Below are 16,011 nucleotides of genomic sequence, written 5' to 3'. Positions count from 1 at the left end.
AAGGGCTTTTCTATAAACAGGAAAAGCAGGTAAGATATAATGAGATTGGCTGCCAGGAAAATACCAACCGCCAGCAATGCATTGGCTACTTTACCCAGTGGTGAATAGGTAATAACCATACGGATAATACCCGGCATCAATATCATGTGTATCAGGTACAGCGAGTAAGATACATCTGCCCCAAAAGTGGCTACCTTACCGGATAACAGCTGTTTGATCTTTTCTATCACAAAGCTGATAGCCGGATGAGCATATAGTTTTACCTGCTCTGAGAAAAGCAGTATAATAATACTTAGTATAGTCACCACCGTTAGTGGCCCAAGGAACGGTAATACGATCAATGCCCAAACTGCCAGGTGAAACCGGTTTACCCGCTTAAAGTTATAGGCAGCCAGTAACATGCCCAGTAAAAAATAATGCAGTGAATAAGGCAACAGGGAAGGAGCCTGAAAATCCATTAATTTACCCGGCCCGGCCCAGGTACCTAACAGCTTTTGCACGGCTATTGCGGCCAGGAGCGATAGCACAATAAACTGTACCATCCTGTTCTTAATAATGCGCTCACTTTTAAAGAACAATAAGTACAGGAAAGGGAACAGCACATAGTATTGCATTTCCAGCGAAAGGCTCCATGCCGGGCCTAATATACTGGTATTGGCGCCCGGCAGCAAACCATGTAAAAAGGTTAAATGCAACAGCAGGTCGGTTATACCGGGATAAGTGGCCGGGTTATAGGTGGTGGAAAAGTGCGCATCTTTACCGGTAAAATAGTGGTAGTTAAAATATACGCTTTCAAAGTTGTAATGAAACAGGTAATACGCCACTATTAACGCCACAAAATACAAAGGATATAAGCGAAATAGGCGGCGTACCCAGAATTTCCCAAAGGTGGCCTTTTCAGTGGGTGGTTCTTCCTGTTCTCTTTTAATGTAATGGTACATCATTAAAAAACCGGTGATCACCATAAAGCCATCTACAGCTGGGCCGTTCGTCATAATTATATTACCAATAACAGGGATCTTTATGAATGACGGTCCGCCTATATATTTGTAAAAATGTCCCAAAGCTACCCATAGGGCCAGTATAAACCGTAACCCATTGAGGAATGTGGTGTTAAAACTCTGCATTTGTACGGGTTTAAAGCAAATTTCGTAAAAGCATCTGCCCTGCTGTAATGATACTCAAATCCCTTGAAATAGGCAACTTTAAGGCTGTATACTACTTGTAATGCTTATACCGGCTCTGCCATATTCATGCCAATCTTACTTATTCAAATAATGCTCATAGCTTCCCCCGCCCACCAATTTTTCCCGTTCCGCTATAAGAATTCCCCCAAAAAGCCCTTGTTTTGCAATATGCCAGTACGCCGTAAAACAGAGATACCTATTCATCGCCTGGATAAGGACAACCCGGTTGGCCTGAAAATACATGGGATAGATTCAACGAAACCCTATGCTGATGCCCGGGCTTATGGCGCCCACCGGGATGATCACTATGTTTTTATCCTGTTCCTTAAAGGCACCTGCCGTATGAGGATCGATACCCAATTACACCACGCAGCTGCGCCCGCGCTGCTGTCCATTTTACCCGGGCAGGTACACCAATACCTGACTTCATCAGATGATGCTGCGGTGTGGTTTATGGCAGCCGACAGCCTGCTGGTAGGAGATCCTTTTCAGTCCATGTTGAATGATGTTGCACATATAGGGCCGGTGCCGCTTACCCCTGACCAGTTTACATCGCTGGAGGGTATGTGCAATGTATTATCCCGCCAGTTTGAAGGGATGGACACCGTTCCATATTACAAGCCGGTGATGCATTCGCTGGTAACTGCTTTTACCGGTATAGTAGCCGGAGTGTTTAAGGAATATATGGGAAGTGATAAACAGGTTCAGCGTGGCGCCGCCATAACCAGCACTTTCCGGCAGCTGCTGGCCGCCCACTATAAAACCATGAAAAGCCCGGCAGATTATGCCGCTAAGCTAAACCTGTCCCTCTCATATCTGAATGAGACCGTAAAGATCCATACAGGCTTCCCTGTTAGCTACTGGATCCAGCAGGAAACCATGATGGAAGCCCGGCGCCTGCTGTATTACAGCCAGTTAAGCATAAAGGAGGTAGCCTACCAGCTCGGATACGATGATCCCACCTACTTTTCCCGTTTATTCAAAAAGGTAGTAGACCTTACCCCCGGCGAGTACCGCAAAAACCACCGCGAATAGTCCAATCTTTGCCATGTATCGTCTCTTCCTGTCCGCTATATGATTTGTTGCTTTGCATATTATTTGAACAAATCATTAGTGACTTATGGAAAGCACCATACAATTGATCAAACGGAAAGCTATTTCCCTGATAGCGCAAACGCTTTCTAAAACAGGTACTGTGCTGGCAGTACGGACCTGGGATCCGGCTACCGTAATAGAAGCGGACCTGCACCTGCCGGGTGTGGATATGCATAAATGGGCCACCCCACAACATATTAAGCTTGCAGTGGCTGAAGGCGTATACCGGGATTATACCCCTTTGGGCTGGGATGCGGGTACTGCTACCTGCACTCTTATTATCAATGCCAGCCATAATGGCGCCGGCGCCCGCTGGGCACAGGCTCTGCAGCCGGGTGATACCGTGAGCTATGTAGGCATAGGACCCACGCCGCCTAAACCCACTGGCAATACACATGTAGTATTCCTTGGCGATGAAAGTGCCCTGGGGCATTTTTATGCGCTGCAGCAGCTTGCACAAAGTGCCTTATCTATCCGTGGCGCTATCGCATTGGACGATGAACAGCACCGCGAAAATTTCCGTGCCTGCTGCTCTGATTTTAAAGCCCTGGAACCCGTTGATAAAACTGGCCATAATCATGCAGACGGGTTGCTGCAATGGGCCGCTGCACAGCGTTTTACTCCCGACACTGTTTTTTATACAGCAGGTTATATCCCCGCTGTAGTGCAGGTCCGGCAGGGGCTGAAGGGCCTGGGCATCAGCAGCGCACAAATAAAAGCGCAGGGATTCTGGAAGTAAATGGTCCATGGTCCATAGTCGATGGTCCATGGCTGTATTCATGAGTGAGATATTTCATAAATATACAGGGGTATAACTTAAAAAGTTCATGGTCCATCACCCATGATCTATAGTATAAAACGCGTACGTGCATACTGGAGATCGTGAATAATGAACCATGAACGTTATGGTGTGTAGCTAAGCCCTTAGTAAAGTCCGGATCAATACCCGGCCACATACGCACTACCAGCAACACCGCTGTATGCTATGGACCATGGACCATCGACCATGGACTGTCTACTATAACTTCCTGTAACCAGCAACACCCAGCGGAGAGCCGGCTTTCGGCAGGTAGTAATTAGTGATATCTACCAGTGCAGCAGTTACTGTAGCAATTTTAACGTTAGCCAAAGTACCCGTACCTTCTTTATAAGTACCACCGCCTTCTGTATAAATATAGGCATTGGGATAAATACCACCACCGGCCATTCTGGGCTGTATCAGCGCATTGGCATTAATGATCTGCGGTTTTATCATCTGGTTATTGTAACCATTGATACGTATGCTGTTACCGCCGGTTCTGGCAATGGTGTTGTTTGAAATAGTGATCACTGCGTTCTGGATACCGCGCAGGCTTACCCCATCATGGCCGGCCTGGTTATCGCGGAACAGGTTGTTGTGAATAACATGCGTAGCGCCGTTCTCACCGGAGCCATAGAACTGCAGCAGCTCGCCCCAGCCATCATGCACATAGTTATCGTGGGTATTGGTATTGGTGGTACGTCCGCCAATTAAGATACCGCCTTCATGAGAAGGATTGTGCTGTAAGGCCCAGTTCTTTACTTCATTGCCATATATTTCCAGATGGTCAATGGCAGAGGTCTGGATGCCATCTGCACCACCGTCATGCACGTAGTTGTTGTATATTTTCACATTGTACCACTTAATGGGCTGCACGTATTGATCGCCGCTCACAAAGTTGGAAGGAGAACCGTAGTAAGATAAACCGGAAGTCAGATCCCAGTAGGTAGCGGTATGGCCGATGTACATTGCCTCATTGTAAGTGCCGCTGATCTCTGTGTTGTGGATAGACAGGTTTTTCATCTGCGAGTTCGGATACCAGGTGCTGGCATCATTCTTCACTGGGTCTGTTTTAGCCCAGATGCCGGTACCACCGTTGGTAATGGTAATGTTGCGGATCTCAAAGTTGTCGGTATGGGCTCTGAGTGTAATGTCAAAGTACGCCTCCCGTGCAGTGCCCTGTGTAGAGCCTTTGATCAGGAACTGTGTTTTGGAAGTTTCACCGCCGAATTTAATGTAATGGCAGTTGGAGAACTGGATAGCCTCTGCATAAGAACCGCCTGCCCAGCTGGGGTTACCAATAGTGGTAACAGTGCCGGTAGGGTTCTTGATAGTAATAGGCGCAGTGGCAGAACCACTCAGGTTCAAAATGTACACAGCCTTGAAAGTGCCTTTCAGATTAATTACATCGCCCGGTTTGTAATAATTGTTACTGTTGTTGATCGTTAAATGTCCGTAGGCGTCGGCCGTCAGCGTAAATTGGCGGGCAGTGGTCTCTGTGGCGGCAGTGGCCTCCGTAGGATTCATTTTCTCGACCTCGTCTTTTTTACAACCGGTAATAGCCAGGGATGCGGCGGCAGCAATAGTTGCAATAAGCTTTAATGCTTGTTGGTGTTTCGATACGTTCATGGTTTTTCTTTTGTTATGGTTTTATAAGATCAAAAGTAAATTCGGTTAGTGCATGCATAGCAATGCCTGATCATGTTCACATGATACGATATGGTTTTAAAGTTGGAAATGCAGTTAGAATAAGTGTAAAAGTGCCCCCAATAAATTTTAATGACAGCAAAAAAACGGAAGAAAAATCACATTATTATATCCTCTCATTTTTCACATAGGCGTAACCGTGCTAAAACAGGCCGGTAGCACTGATCCAATGAACGTGGTAAGAGGGTTTATAAAAAAAGGAATGCTAGAAAGTAGTGGATATGCTTTTATTATAATTTATTAAAAAATTTATATAAAAAAAATTTGAAAAATTTTTTCTGACCGAAAAATAGCTGCGGCGGTATTATTCCGCTTTCCCTTTTTTCCGGTAACCGCAATCTGCTACCGGGGAGCTGCTGTTAGGCAGGTAAAAATTTTCTTTATCTACATCCGCTGCTGCTACGGTTGCAAATTTTGCATTCGCATTACTGCCCGTACCTTCTTCAACAGCAGCGCCGCCTTCCGTGTATATATAAGCGTTGGGGTAAAGCGGCGTACCGCCGGTGCGGGGTTGTATAAGAGCATTGTTGTTGGCAATTTGCGTACCCTTCATGCCCCGGTAGCCGCTCAGGCGTATGCTGTTACCCCCGGTTCGGGCAATGGTGTTGTTGGAAATGATCACAATAGCATTGTCGGTGCCACGTATGCTTACCCCATCATTCCCTTCCATATTATCGCGGAACAGGTTATTGCGTATCACATGTTTGGCGCCGTTCTCGCCGGAGCCGTAAAACTGCAGCAGCTCGCCCCAGCCATTATGCACATAGTTATCGTGCGTATTGGTATTGGTAGTGCGGCCGCCCAGTAAAATGCCGCCGTTGTGGGCGGAGTTGTGCTGTAAAGCCCAATTGGTTACTTCGTTATTATATATTTCCAGCTGGTCAATGGCAGAGGTTTGGATCCCATCTGCCCCAATATCATGCACGTAATTGTTATAAATTTTTACGTTGTGCCATTTAATAGGCTGCACATAATCATGCCCCGGTTTAAACTTGGAAGGCGGATCATAAAAGGAAAGGCCGGCGGTTAGATCCCAGTAAGTGGCGGTATGGCCAATGTACATTGCCTCATTGTGCGTACCGCTGATCTCTACGTCGTGTATAGAGAGGTTCTCCATTTGCGAATTGGGATACCAGGTGCTGCGGTCTGCCCTTACCGGGTCTGTTTTGGCCCAAATGCCGGTACCGCCGTTCGTAATGGTCAGGTTGCGGATCTCAATATTGTCTGTATGCCCCCGTAATATCAGGTTAAAATAAGCAGGCCTGCCTGCCTGTGTAGAGCCTTTGATAAGAAAGTTAGCCTTATTGTTATCGCTGCCGATCTTCAGGTAATGGCAGTTGGTAAAGCTGAGCGCCTCCGCCCAGGAACCCCCGTTCCATCTGGGGTTGCCAATGGTGGTAACGGCGCCGGGTGGATTTTTAATGGTAATGGGAGCAGAGGCAGAACCATTCAGGTTGGTAAAATAAATGGCGGAAAAGTTGCCCTTTAAAATGAGCACATCCCCCGGTTTATAGTATCTGTTAACATCATTCACATTTAGCCGCCCGTTCCCGTCGGGGGTAAGGGTATACGTTTTTCCCTGCGCGGCCGGTGCCGGAGCCGGAACCGATTTCGCATGGGGCATGCTTTGGGGTGCCTGGCCGTTATTACAGTTTGTAAATAAAAGGGCAATGGCCGCAATAAGTAGCATATTCAATAGCTTAATGTGATGTTGCTTTGTTAATAATGACATAGCTATAGGTGTAACATGGGATTAGCACAAATAATGCCCTTTTTAGGATCAGGGTAAAAATACGCCGGAATGCGCAAATAATATTATATTTTTCTGTTATGTTTTTATATGCTCCTGCCAGGGACGGGGCTTCCCGGTTATATGTAACGCACAATCAAGGGAATAAGTTCAATGAATTTACCGGCATATCCAGGGGGCTTGGGAGATCATTGCGGATTTTACTGCACAGTAGGCCACAGGCAGCCCTATACGAAATAGAAAAGCCGCTACAATTGTAACGGCTTTTAATCCTTTTGGTGGAGGATATCGGACTCGAACCGATCACCTCAAACATGCCATGCTTGCGCTCTACCAGATGAGCTAATCCCCCGGTTTTAGTTGGCAGTTGCCGGTTTGCAGTCATCGACTTCAACTGCTTTCTGCTTTCTGCGGGAGTGCAAATTTAGACTTTTTCCCCAAAAACCAAACACTTCTTTAAAAATCTTTGAAAATTTCCAGCACTGTTTCCCGCAAGTCCTTTGCCAGCAAAGGTTTCCTTAACAGTTTCACCACCAATGGATTCGCATTGGTACGGTTTATATCCCCGTGATCCAGGGAGGAAGAAACCATTATAATATGGCACTGTGATTTTATCTTGACCGGGTAACTATCAAACGCCTCCAGGAATTCAAACCCGTCCATTTCCGGCATCTGTATATCCAGCAGTATAATGGTTGGCGGAATACGGTGCAGGGTAATGTTGGAAGAAAGGAATTCAAGGGCCTTGTTGGCATTGTTAAAGGAAATGATGGTCCTGCTGATCTGTTGCAGCGTGATCAATCTCTCATGCAGCAAAAGATCGATCTCATTATCATCCACTAATATGATGCGTAAATCAGGAATCGAAATCATTTCTGTTGGGAATAGTTATTTCAAACTGCGTACCTTCTCCGTATTTGGACTCTACGCTAATGGTCCCGCCGATCTTGCTCAATGCTTCCTTCACAATATATAAACCAATACCGCTGCCAGGTTTGTTGTTGTTCTTGGAGCGGAAGAACATTTTAAAAATATTGCTCAGGTGCTCACTCAGTATACCAATACCGTTGTCTTCAATCCAGATGGTAGCTTTATGCGGCTCTACCTTTACCGATAGATTTACTTTCGGATTTGATTCATCCGGTTTCTGATACTTAACAGCATTTGATATCAGGTTGTTTAAAATAACGCTGATACGGAAGGTATCTCCCTTAAAATCTACGGGCTGATCGATATTCAGCTGAAATTCTATCGCAGTGTTCTGCGGTTTAAATGCAGCAATACATTCATGCAGCAGGCTGTCAAAGTAAATTTTTTCATGCTCCACATCCAGCCGGGAATTGCGGTAATATTCAATGATCTTCTGGATAAAGCCGTCCAGCTTCAGAATGCAGGACTCTATCATATCTACATACCCGTTAGGGTCGGTAACCGAATTATCCAGCCGGGTCAGGTTAATGATCCCCAGTACCGACATCAGCGGTGAGCGCAGGTCGTGGGAGGTGGAATAAATGAACCGGTTCAGCTCATCATTGGTTTTCTCCAGCTCCGTGATCTTTTCCTTCAGCTGTTTACGGGCCTGGTACATTTCGTAGGCATTGCTGATGGTATTAGCCAGCTCATGCTCATCCCAGGGTTTTTTAACATATGAAAAAATGTGGCCCTTGTTAATGGCTTCTATAATATCCTCCACATCGGTATAACCGGTTAACAGGATGCGGATAGGGTCCGGCAGCTGTTCTCTGATCTCGTAAAAGAAATCAACACCGGTGGTCACAGGCATTTTCTGGTCAGCAATGATGATATGTACATCTATACTCTTTAACAGCAGCTTGGCGTCCTGCGCTGAACTGGCTGTATAAATTTCATAACTCCTCCTGAAGGTAGCCCGGAAAGCGTTGAGGTTATGAATTTCATCGTCGATGTATAATATCCTGATACGGTTTTCTTTCATTCAGGGTTCAGTTAATTCGGCAGATGAGTAATTTTCAAAGGTAAATATATAATAAATTCAGCGCCTTCATTTGGTGCTGTATTTACAACCACGTGGCCTTTATGCTTTTCAATAATATTAAAAACGATCGAGAGCCCCAAACCAGTACCTTCCCCCACATCTTTTGTGGTAAAGAAGGGTTCAAAGATCTTTTCTTTTACCTCCGGCGTCATACCGGTGCCGCTGTCCTTAATGCTGATGCGGGCCATTCCCTTTTCCTGGCTGGTGGTAATAACCAGGCTCTCTTCCCCCTGGCCGCTCTTATCTTTTATTGCATTCAGGGCATTGGTAATAATATTCATGAACACCTGGTTCACCTTACCGGCATAACATTCCACCTTGGGCAGCTCGCCATAATTGCGGATCACTTTTACATTTTGCGGAATGTTATTGCGCAGCAGCACCAGGGTTGAATCCAAACCTTCATGCAGGTCTACAAATTTCACATCGCTTTCATCCAGGCGGCTGAAGGTGCGCAGCCCCTTTACAATTTCCGCTGTACGGAAAGCCCCGTCCTCTATGCCTTTCAGCAGGGAGGTAATTTCTTCATGTATATAGCTGATGTCAATTTCTTTTTTGAAAGCGGTTATTTCCTTAAAGGCCGGCTGCAGCTCAGGCTGTTTTTCCAGCTGCTCGTACTTGGATAGCAGGGTTTTAATATCCTCAATATCCAGCTTCAGCGGTTTAATATTGGAGGTTACAAAATTGATCGGGTTATTGATCTCATGCGCAATACCGGCAGTAAGCTGACCCAGAGAGGCCATTTTCTCTTTTTCCACCAGCTGCGCCTGTGTATCCTTCAGGCTTACCAGCGCAGTGTTCAGGTCATTATTGGTTTCTACTAATTGCTGGGTCCGTTCTGCTACTTTCTCTTCCAGCACCACGTTCTGCTCACGTACCAGCTTTTCATTTTCGCGGGACGCCTGCAGCGCCTGCGCCTGTGATTCCTCTTTTTCTTTTTTATAGGTATTTATCTTGTCAGCCAGTGCAAATGACAGCAGCACAACTTCCACTGCAGAGCCTATGAGCAATATATGGCTGGTGAAAATATTGTAGGGTACAAGGCCTACATCTTTCAGCACAAAGATCACGATGGAAACAATAAACACGATCCAGGCAAATAAAAAGATGCGGGCCAGCCGCTCTTTGAATTTTATAGCGCGTATAAGCCCGAAGACGAGTATAAACAACACCACTGAAACAGCCAGCAGGTCTATAATATTGTAAGCCATGGACAGCTGGCCGGAGAGCACAAGGAAGAAAGTAGCGGAATATGCCAGAATAAAGAACCAGAATACCCTATCAGCCCAGCGGGCTTTGCTGCGTACATGCAAAAAGTTCTTCACGAACAGCAGCACACCTATGCCGGATAGTACCCCGCCCCATTGCACGCTTTGTTCCGTAAACCAGCGGTTATCATGCCACCAGTAACGGTAGCCAAAGCCCTGCAGGCAAATTTGTGTAAAACCTACTGTGGCAATATAAAAGATGTAATAGAAATAGCTCCAGTCCCGCGTGGTAAAGAAAATGAAGATGTTGTAAAAGAACATCACCAGTATCACCCCTATATACAGGGCCAGGAACAGGTCGTCTTTATTCAGCTCATTCAGTATTTCTTTTTCAGTGCCAATATAGGCGGGCACCAGGATGGGCTCTTTGGTTTGAATGCGCAGGAAAAAGGTGCGGGTGGCGCCGGCCGGCACATTCAGGTCAAACACAAAGTTCTGGTGATTAAAGGGGCGCTTCTTAAAAGGCCGCAGATCGCCGCTTTCCACCACCTTATAGCTCCCATCCTCCGTAGGGTAATAGAAATCTATTTCATCCAGTATGGGATAGGTAATATCCGTTTTCAGGTGTCCTTCCTGCGTTTGGTTGGTAACGGTAAAGCGCAGCCATACCACATCTGTAGTAATAGGAAAGGTAGGGATCTGCTTATCTACCGGCTTAAACTGGCCCTGGCTCATCACATGTTCCAGCTTCAACGTGTCCGTAGGGTCCAGTAAATATTCCATTTGCCCATATACCGCCAGGTGCAGCGGCTTGTGGCTGGTTACCGTAATGGTATCCGCCAGGGCATCCAGGTGGGCGCTTAGCAGGAGGGATACCAGCAGATATAAAAGAATAGGACGCTTCATTGCGGCGGAAAGGTAAGGTTTACAATTTAAAAAGCTGATCGGGATCTACATAATACCGGCCGGATGGGATGTTATGCCCCAGGCAGATCTCCCGGCAAACATGCGCTACCATGGCGCCACCCAATGCCACGGCAGATGCCAGCTGCGGCCAGGTGGTAATGGTTTTGCCAATTTCGTGGATAGAGCTTCTCAATTTTTCAGATATATTATCATAATCCAGGATCTTGAGGGCCACCTGCATCCGCTGTTCACCGCTGAACTGGCGAATGGCGGTAAAGGAAAGATCATCCGGCACTTTCCCGTGTAAGAGCGGGCGCTGCGGCTCCTGGTCAAAACGTTCAATATCCATCATACCCCGGTCGCTCGTTTCCATTACCACGGGAATGCCCCCGGCGCGGGCACGCTGGCGGCTGAGTATTTTAATATCCATGCTGTCGCATTCTTCTGCCAGCACATCCAGCCGGCCGCCTTCCAGTAAAAAGTCCTGTATATTATTTTCCGTAATGCCTTTGTCAAAACAGGTCACTTTCAGAAAAGGATCTATTTCGGCTATTTCCCGGGCCACAATGGTGGTTTTAGGTAAGCCAATATTATGAATGCCGGCGCGTATACGGTTCAGGTTACTCAGGTCCAGGGTATCAAAATCCGCAATCCGGATCTCACCGCACAGCCTTTCTATAGCTAAGGTAAGGGCGGCGCTCTGCCCTACAGATAACCCGATAATGCCTATTTTTTTGGTGGCCAGCGTTTTTATCTCTGCAGCAGTGATCTTGTGCTGGTTGCGGCTGGTGCGCATTTCCACAAATTCAGCTTCGTCCAGGATGTGCACCAGGCGCTGGCTCCAGGGATAATATACCCATACGCCATATTCATCTGCCGGAATATTTCCTATATGTGCAACCGCTTTTTGCTGTAAAAGGTCCGGGGTTAATTTTTCTGCAGGGTGGCGGGTTTTCATCAGCTCCTGCACCTGCTGCCAGATGGTATCATATACCTGTATAGCAGGGGTGTGCCGGATCAGCTCTTCAAAAGCAGCTCTATGCTCCGGGGAGCTCAAATGAAAAAAAGAGACAGTCTTCAGGTCTTTATCTTCAGCAGAGATCCAATGCCTTTCTTCAATCGGGTTCATATGTCTATAGTACTTTATAGTGTCGTGTGGCTATTTAACCAGCAGCAGGTTATCATGCTGGCGGGCCTGGCGGATGCGCAGGTCGTAATCCAGCAGCATTTCACCCTTTGGACCTCTTTCAACAACCGTTTGTACCGGATTGTTGCGCAGGTGCATGATTTTTTCTCTTTCTTCAGGATGGGCGCTGCGCTGCTCCCGGGGATCTTCCAGGATCATGGCCGTAGCGATGAGGTCTTCTTTGGGATAGTAGAAGGTGCCCTGGTTACCGATCTCCGTAAGGATCTTATAACCGGTTTTGCTGCTGTTCTTAAAGGTGGTTTGTGCGCAAAAGCTCATAAAAGTGGTAATAGGCAGCTGGCTTAATACTGCGTTCACTACCCGGAATAATACAATGCTGCCTACGCCCCAGCCGGCCACCTCACGGGAGTTCCAAAGGCCGCAGAACTCTCCGGTACCGCCCTGCTCCTGCAAGCGTTTCACCAGGTCAAAAATACGGGTATCCATTGTATTAATGGCGCTTTCAATGGGAAGGGGCACACTGCCGCCCGCCAGCTGTATCCGGCAGCCGCCATATACTTTATCGCCATCATCAGAGGTAACGGTAATCAGGTAGGCATACGGCTCGTACATCCAGTCTATGCTGGCTGAAGTAACTTTCGTTACCCCATATGCTTCCAATACTTTTCTATGCCCGTTGATGTATTGCATACATTCTTCGGGATAATCAATAGCCCTGAATACTCTTACCTTAAGCATGTATAGGAATGCTTTAAATTTTTAAATGCTAAACCTTATGAATCCTTTTCAGCCTGCGAAACCTGGCAGATAAAAAATTTTACATATTGTGTAGCGCTCTCCTTAGAAAAATCTTTTTTTAAGAGCTGAGATGTGCCGGCAAATGGTGTCTTAAACCGGTGGTGCAATTATGGATACACATTTGTCGGCAATGGCTCGTGGTTAGGCTACTAGGGCAGGAGTAACAAATTGCTGTACTATCCTACAGCAGGCACTGCCCGGGATAAATAGTCTCACTTATTTATGATTAAGAATAGATACGCTTGCTTGTACTTCACATGAAGATACCGGTAAAGTAATATTATTTTCAGAATAAATCATAATGATTTTTTGAGCAGAACATGGATGAGCGTAGAAAAAGACAGTATTTTCAATAGATTACCTTACCCTCTCAACTGATAAAATGGTGTAATATTTGTAGCTTTATTGCTCGCTACCCTCTAGCTTTGATATTTTAATGTCATTATATCATCACTCTCAATACAATTTGATATGGATAAAAGAGAATTTATTAAACTGGCCAGCCTGGCAGGAGTAGCCGCTTTGAGTAACCCTTCCGGACTGCTGGCCGCATCTCCCGCACGCTCTTCTATAGCTTTAGATCCCAGTCCTAAAGCACCTTTTACACTTCCCGCTTTGCCTTATGAGTTTGGCGCACTGGAACCCAGCATTGATAAGCTGACCATGGAAATTCACCACGATAAACACCATGGCGCGTATGTGAAAAATCTGAACGATGCCGTGAATGGTACCACCTTTGCCAGCCTTCCGCTGGACCAGATCCTGAATAAGGTTACAGAAAAGGATAAGGCTATACGTAACAACGGCGGTGGCCACTACAATCACTCCCTGTTCTGGACCCTGCTGTCCGGACAAAAAAGCGCACCCTCAGATAAGCTGAAAGCAGCGGTGAACAGCGCGTTTGGATCCTGGGAAGCTTTCCAGACCAAATTCAATGATGCGGCTAAAACCCAGTTTGGGTCTGGCTGGGCATGGCTGATCGTAACGCCGGAGAAAAAGCTTTCCGTGATCTCCACCCCTAACCAGGATAATCCTCTGATGCACCAGATCGTAAAGGAAAGAGGAACACCGGTGCTGGGCCTGGACGTATGGGAGCACGCCTATTACCTGAAATACCAGAACCGCCGCCCGGAATACATTGCAGCTTTCTGGAATGTGGTGAACTGGAATGAGGTTGAAAAGCAATACGACCTTGCTATAAAATAAAAAGGATGGTGGTTAGTGATCGTAATGAATACAATGACTGTATTGATCATGGTTACTAACCACTTCTTTTAGAAAATAAGCTTCGGCACAAAATGTAAAGCGGCAACCGCTATAAAGATCAGGGAGCCTATGAACAGGCATAACAACCCCTCCTGGTACTTTCTCCGGAACAGGAGCACCACGCTACAGCTTACCAGCAGTATATAGACCAGGCCATACAGGGCTTCCCACCAGCTCCATATTATAGGTGATTGTAAAAAAGCACGGGCCGCCGGCAGCTGCGCATAAGGCAGCAGCGTGGCTTTATACACACCGGCCAGTACTACAGCCGCTAATCCCAACCCTATTACAAGCCCGGTTAACAATAACAGCACCACATGCCAGGCCCGCAGGCGCTGCCGTCCCGCGCTGATGCGGTACACCTGCCAGGCCGCCAGGAAGGAGAGGGGTACCATGTATAGTGATGATGGGCATAACAACAGCACCACCCAGAAAAAAAGCCACATCCATACCTTAAATTCTTTCAGATCCAGGGGCTCACCGGTATTATAAATAGAGCGGCGTTTTGCATAAAAGTAACAGAGCAGGAACAAAACGGCCGGGAAACAGCCGGGCAGCAATACCATATAATAAACAAGGTTGCTTTGCGGCCAGGGATTAGCCAGCAGGCCTGCCACAAAACGTGCGTACTGCTGTACTACCAGCCATCCATATACGATGCCGGTATAAGTGAGCCATACAGCAGCCGGTATCAGCGCAAACAGCAGCCACAATGCCAGGTGTGCCGGTTTAACACCGGTTTTACCCTTGCTGGCTATCCAGTAACCCAGTAATAACAGCAGGGCCAGTATAATAGCCAAGGGGCCTTTCACCAATACAGCCAGGCCCAGGCATATGCCGCTTAAGATGGCCAGGGGCAGTGGCTTTACGGCATAGGCTATACGATATATGAAATAGATACACAGGAAGAACAGGTAATTGAACAGCGGGTCCGGCAGGGCAGACCTGAAGAACAGGAAGGGCAGCCAGCAGCCGGCATAGATCAGCGCCCACCAGGTTCCCAGCCGGTCATCCGCGTGTTTTTTGCCGATAGCATAAAAAGTAAGTAAGGTAATAATACCAATAAGGGCATTTGGAAGGCGCAGGGCAAAAGGAGTGTTGCCTAAAAAATATACGCTGCCGGATTGCAGCCAGCCCCATAAAGGGAATGGAGCAAAGCTGCCATTACCCGGCCCGGTAACCGGGGCTGTTGCAACATTATAAAGTGCTAATGGATCCTGCAGCGGCACACTTCCCAAAAAGGGAATGAATAGTAGTCCTGCTGCTATGGCAATCAGAAGGTACTTCATCCGGGTAAGTTAAGTGGTTATTGGTAAAACAGTTAAATCGCTTATTGGTTGTCCGTTAATGAGGTTAACGGTAAGATAGCAGATTTATTTAAATCCGGCCCAATAAAACTATTCAACTAGCAGTACCTGTTACCGTTACTTACCCGGCAATGGTTATCCCAGGGAGGCCTCTGCCAGTAAGGCCGCCTCCGCTGCTTTGGGGCAAAGCACGGGCGTTTTGGTCAGGTTCTTAAATTCAAAAAGGCCGTATACCACAAAGCTGCAGCCGGCGCCAATAATGCTGCCAATATAAATATCCGCAAAGAAATGCTGCGCCAGGTAAATACGGGAATAGGCTGCAATTAAAGCCAGGGATATAAATAAAAGGCCGCGGAGCTTATTGTTATCGATCAGCGCTAGAAAGGAGAACAGGGCAAAAGCACCGGCAGAGTGGCCGGAAGGGAAGCTGTTATTATAATGTACAGATACCCATTTTACCACATGCACAAAAGAGGCATTCTGGAAATATAATAAGGGCCGGGGCGCTTCTATGGCATGTTTGGCTACCTGCACGATCAGGGTTACCGCCAGTATGCTTACCAGGCCAATTAAGAACAGCTTGTACTTGCGGGCTATTAACATACACAGCAGCACTACTGCAAACGAACAGCCATCTCCCAGGTAAGTGATCCCGGTCATCAGCACATCGGCAACGGAATTGTGGTTTTGATTAATTCCCATAAAAAGCTCCTCCGGCGAGAAGATGCTTTGCATTAATCCGCCTACCAGTATCCATAAGAGCAGCGGAAGAAAGAAGTAGGCATTCTTTCTGAACAGTGTAACGAACGTTTTCAATGTATGCGTTT

13 protein-coding genes and 1 tRNA gene are annotated in these 16,011 nt (G+C 46.8%); 3 read left to right on the top strand and 11 right to left on the bottom strand.

Annotation, left to right across the window (positions count from 1 at the left end):
* On the bottom strand, positions 1 to 1,127 hold a 1,127-nt coding region (locus VIM87_RS18405; RefSeq protein WP_331998410.1), incomplete at its 3' end, for an acyltransferase.
* A gap of 228 nt (positions 1,128 to 1,355) precedes the next feature.
* Between VIM87_RS18405 and VIM87_RS18400 the strand changes: the two genes are divergently transcribed.
* Both VIM87_RS18400 and VIM87_RS18395 read left to right on the top strand, forming a co-directional pair.
* Positions 1,356 to 2,222: an AraC family transcriptional regulator gene (locus VIM87_RS18400; RefSeq protein ID WP_331998409.1), complete on the top strand. Its 867-nt coding sequence runs from the start codon at positions 1,356 to 1,358 to the stop codon at positions 2,220 to 2,222.
* An 85-nt stretch (positions 2,223 to 2,307) separates the two neighbouring features.
* Entirely contained in the window at positions 2,308 to 3,021 is a 714-nt protein-coding gene (locus VIM87_RS18395; protein ID WP_331998408.1) for a hypothetical protein, read from the top strand.
* Positions 3,022 to 3,300: 279 nt separating this feature from the next.
* Here the strand turns inward: VIM87_RS18395 and VIM87_RS18390 are convergent, their stop codons facing one another.
* The 8 genes from VIM87_RS18390 to VIM87_RS18355 form a co-directional block, all read right to left on the bottom strand.
* Entirely contained in the window at positions 3,301 to 4,710 is a 1,410-nt protein-coding gene (locus VIM87_RS18390; protein ID WP_331998407.1) for a right-handed parallel beta-helix repeat-containing protein, read from the bottom strand.
* Positions 4,711 to 5,092: 382 nt separating this feature from the next.
* Positions 5,093 to 6,412, bottom strand: a complete 1,320-nt coding sequence (locus tag VIM87_RS18385) for a right-handed parallel beta-helix repeat-containing protein (RefSeq protein WP_331998406.1) — start codon at positions 6,410 to 6,412, stop codon at positions 5,093 to 5,095.
* 402 nt (positions 6,413 to 6,814) lie between these two features.
* Positions 6,815 to 6,890, bottom strand: a tRNA-Ala gene (locus VIM87_RS18380).
* A 104-nt stretch (positions 6,891 to 6,994) separates the two neighbouring features.
* Positions 6,995 to 7,411 (bottom strand): response regulator, encoded by a 417-nt coding sequence (locus VIM87_RS18375; RefSeq protein ID WP_331998405.1) that lies wholly within the window; start codon positions 7,409 to 7,411, stop codon positions 6,995 to 6,997.
* Positions 7,395 to 8,492 (bottom strand): hybrid sensor histidine kinase/response regulator, encoded by a 1,098-nt coding sequence (locus VIM87_RS18370; protein WP_089920221.1) that lies wholly within the window; start codon positions 8,490 to 8,492, stop codon positions 7,395 to 7,397. Before VIM87_RS18370 ends, VIM87_RS18375 begins: the two co-directional genes overlap by 17 nt.
* An 11-nt stretch (positions 8,493 to 8,503) precedes the next feature.
* A complete protein-coding gene (locus tag VIM87_RS18365) occupies positions 8,504 to 10,666 on the bottom strand; it encodes a sensor histidine kinase (RefSeq protein ID WP_331998404.1) in 2,163 nt (720 codons plus the stop codon).
* 19 nt (positions 10,667 to 10,685) lie between these two features.
* A complete protein-coding gene (locus tag VIM87_RS18360) occupies positions 10,686 to 11,795 on the bottom strand; it encodes a ThiF family adenylyltransferase (protein ID WP_331998403.1) in 1,110 nt (369 codons plus the stop codon).
* A 30-nt stretch (positions 11,796 to 11,825) separates the two neighbouring features.
* Positions 11,826 to 12,551: a hypothetical protein gene (locus VIM87_RS18355; protein ID WP_331998402.1), complete on the bottom strand. Its 726-nt coding sequence runs from the start codon at positions 12,549 to 12,551 to the stop codon at positions 11,826 to 11,828.
* Between the two features lie 531 nt (positions 12,552 to 13,082).
* Between VIM87_RS18355 and VIM87_RS18350 the strand changes: the two genes are divergently transcribed.
* Positions 13,083 to 13,817 (top strand): superoxide dismutase, encoded by a 735-nt coding sequence (locus VIM87_RS18350; RefSeq protein WP_331998401.1) that lies wholly within the window; start codon positions 13,083 to 13,085, stop codon positions 13,815 to 13,817.
* Between the two features lie 68 nt (positions 13,818 to 13,885).
* Here VIM87_RS18350 and VIM87_RS18345 read toward each other — a convergent pair whose 3' ends face one another.
* Positions 13,886 to 15,166, bottom strand: a complete 1,281-nt coding sequence (locus VIM87_RS18345) for an ArnT family glycosyltransferase (protein WP_331998400.1) — start codon at positions 15,164 to 15,166, stop codon at positions 13,886 to 13,888.
* A 153-nt stretch (positions 15,167 to 15,319) separates the two neighbouring features.
* Positions 15,320 to 16,000: a phosphatase PAP2 family protein gene (locus VIM87_RS18340; protein ID WP_331998399.1), complete on the bottom strand. Its 681-nt coding sequence runs from the start codon at positions 15,998 to 16,000 to the stop codon at positions 15,320 to 15,322.
* Positions 16,001 to 16,011: the final 11 nt, after the last annotated feature.

It is taken from the genome of Chitinophaga sp., from assembly GCF_036569125.1.
In the GTDB taxonomy this organism is placed as follows: domain Bacteria; phylum Bacteroidota; class Bacteroidia; order Chitinophagales; family Chitinophagaceae; genus Chitinophaga.
This window is presented reverse-complemented; position numbering and strand designations above follow the sequence as displayed.

What these genes read in the sequence shown, in the direction of transcription:
- VIM87_RS18370 (WP_089920221.1), bottom strand. Translation starts at nt 8,492, where the DNA reads ATGAAAGAAAACCGTATCAGGATATTATACATCGACGATGAAATTCAT.
- VIM87_RS18345 (WP_331998400.1), bottom strand. Translation starts at nt 15,166, where the DNA reads ATGAAGTACCTTCTGATTGCCATAGCAGCAGGACTACTATTCATTCCC.
- VIM87_RS18355 (WP_331998402.1), bottom strand. Translation starts at nt 12,551, where the DNA reads ATGCTTAAGGTAAGAGTATTCAGGGCTATTGATTATCCCGAAGAATGT.
- VIM87_RS18395 (WP_331998408.1), top strand. Translation starts at nt 2,308, where the DNA reads ATGGAAAGCACCATACAATTGATCAAACGGAAAGCTATTTCCCTGATA.
- VIM87_RS18385 (WP_331998406.1), bottom strand. Translation starts at nt 6,412, where the DNA reads ATGCCCCATGCGAAATCGGTTCCGGCTCCGGCACCGGCCGCGCAGGGA.
- VIM87_RS18390 (WP_331998407.1), bottom strand. Translation starts at nt 4,710, where the DNA reads ATGAACGTATCGAAACACCAACAAGCATTAAAGCTTATTGCAACTATT.
- VIM87_RS18375 (WP_331998405.1), bottom strand. Translation starts at nt 7,411, where the DNA reads ATGATTTCGATTCCTGATTTACGCATCATATTAGTGGATGATAATGAG.
- VIM87_RS18365 (WP_331998404.1), bottom strand. Translation starts at nt 10,666, where the DNA reads ATGAAGCGTCCTATTCTTTTATATCTGCTGGTATCCCTCCTGCTAAGC.
- VIM87_RS18400 (WP_331998409.1), top strand. Translation starts at nt 1,356, where the DNA reads ATGCCAGTACGCCGTAAAACAGAGATACCTATTCATCGCCTGGATAAG.
- VIM87_RS18360 (WP_331998403.1), bottom strand. Translation starts at nt 11,795, where the DNA reads ATGAACCCGATTGAAGAAAGGCATTGGATCTCTGCTGAAGATAAAGAC.
- VIM87_RS18350 (WP_331998401.1), top strand. Translation starts at nt 13,083, where the DNA reads ATGGATAAAAGAGAATTTATTAAACTGGCCAGCCTGGCAGGAGTAGCC.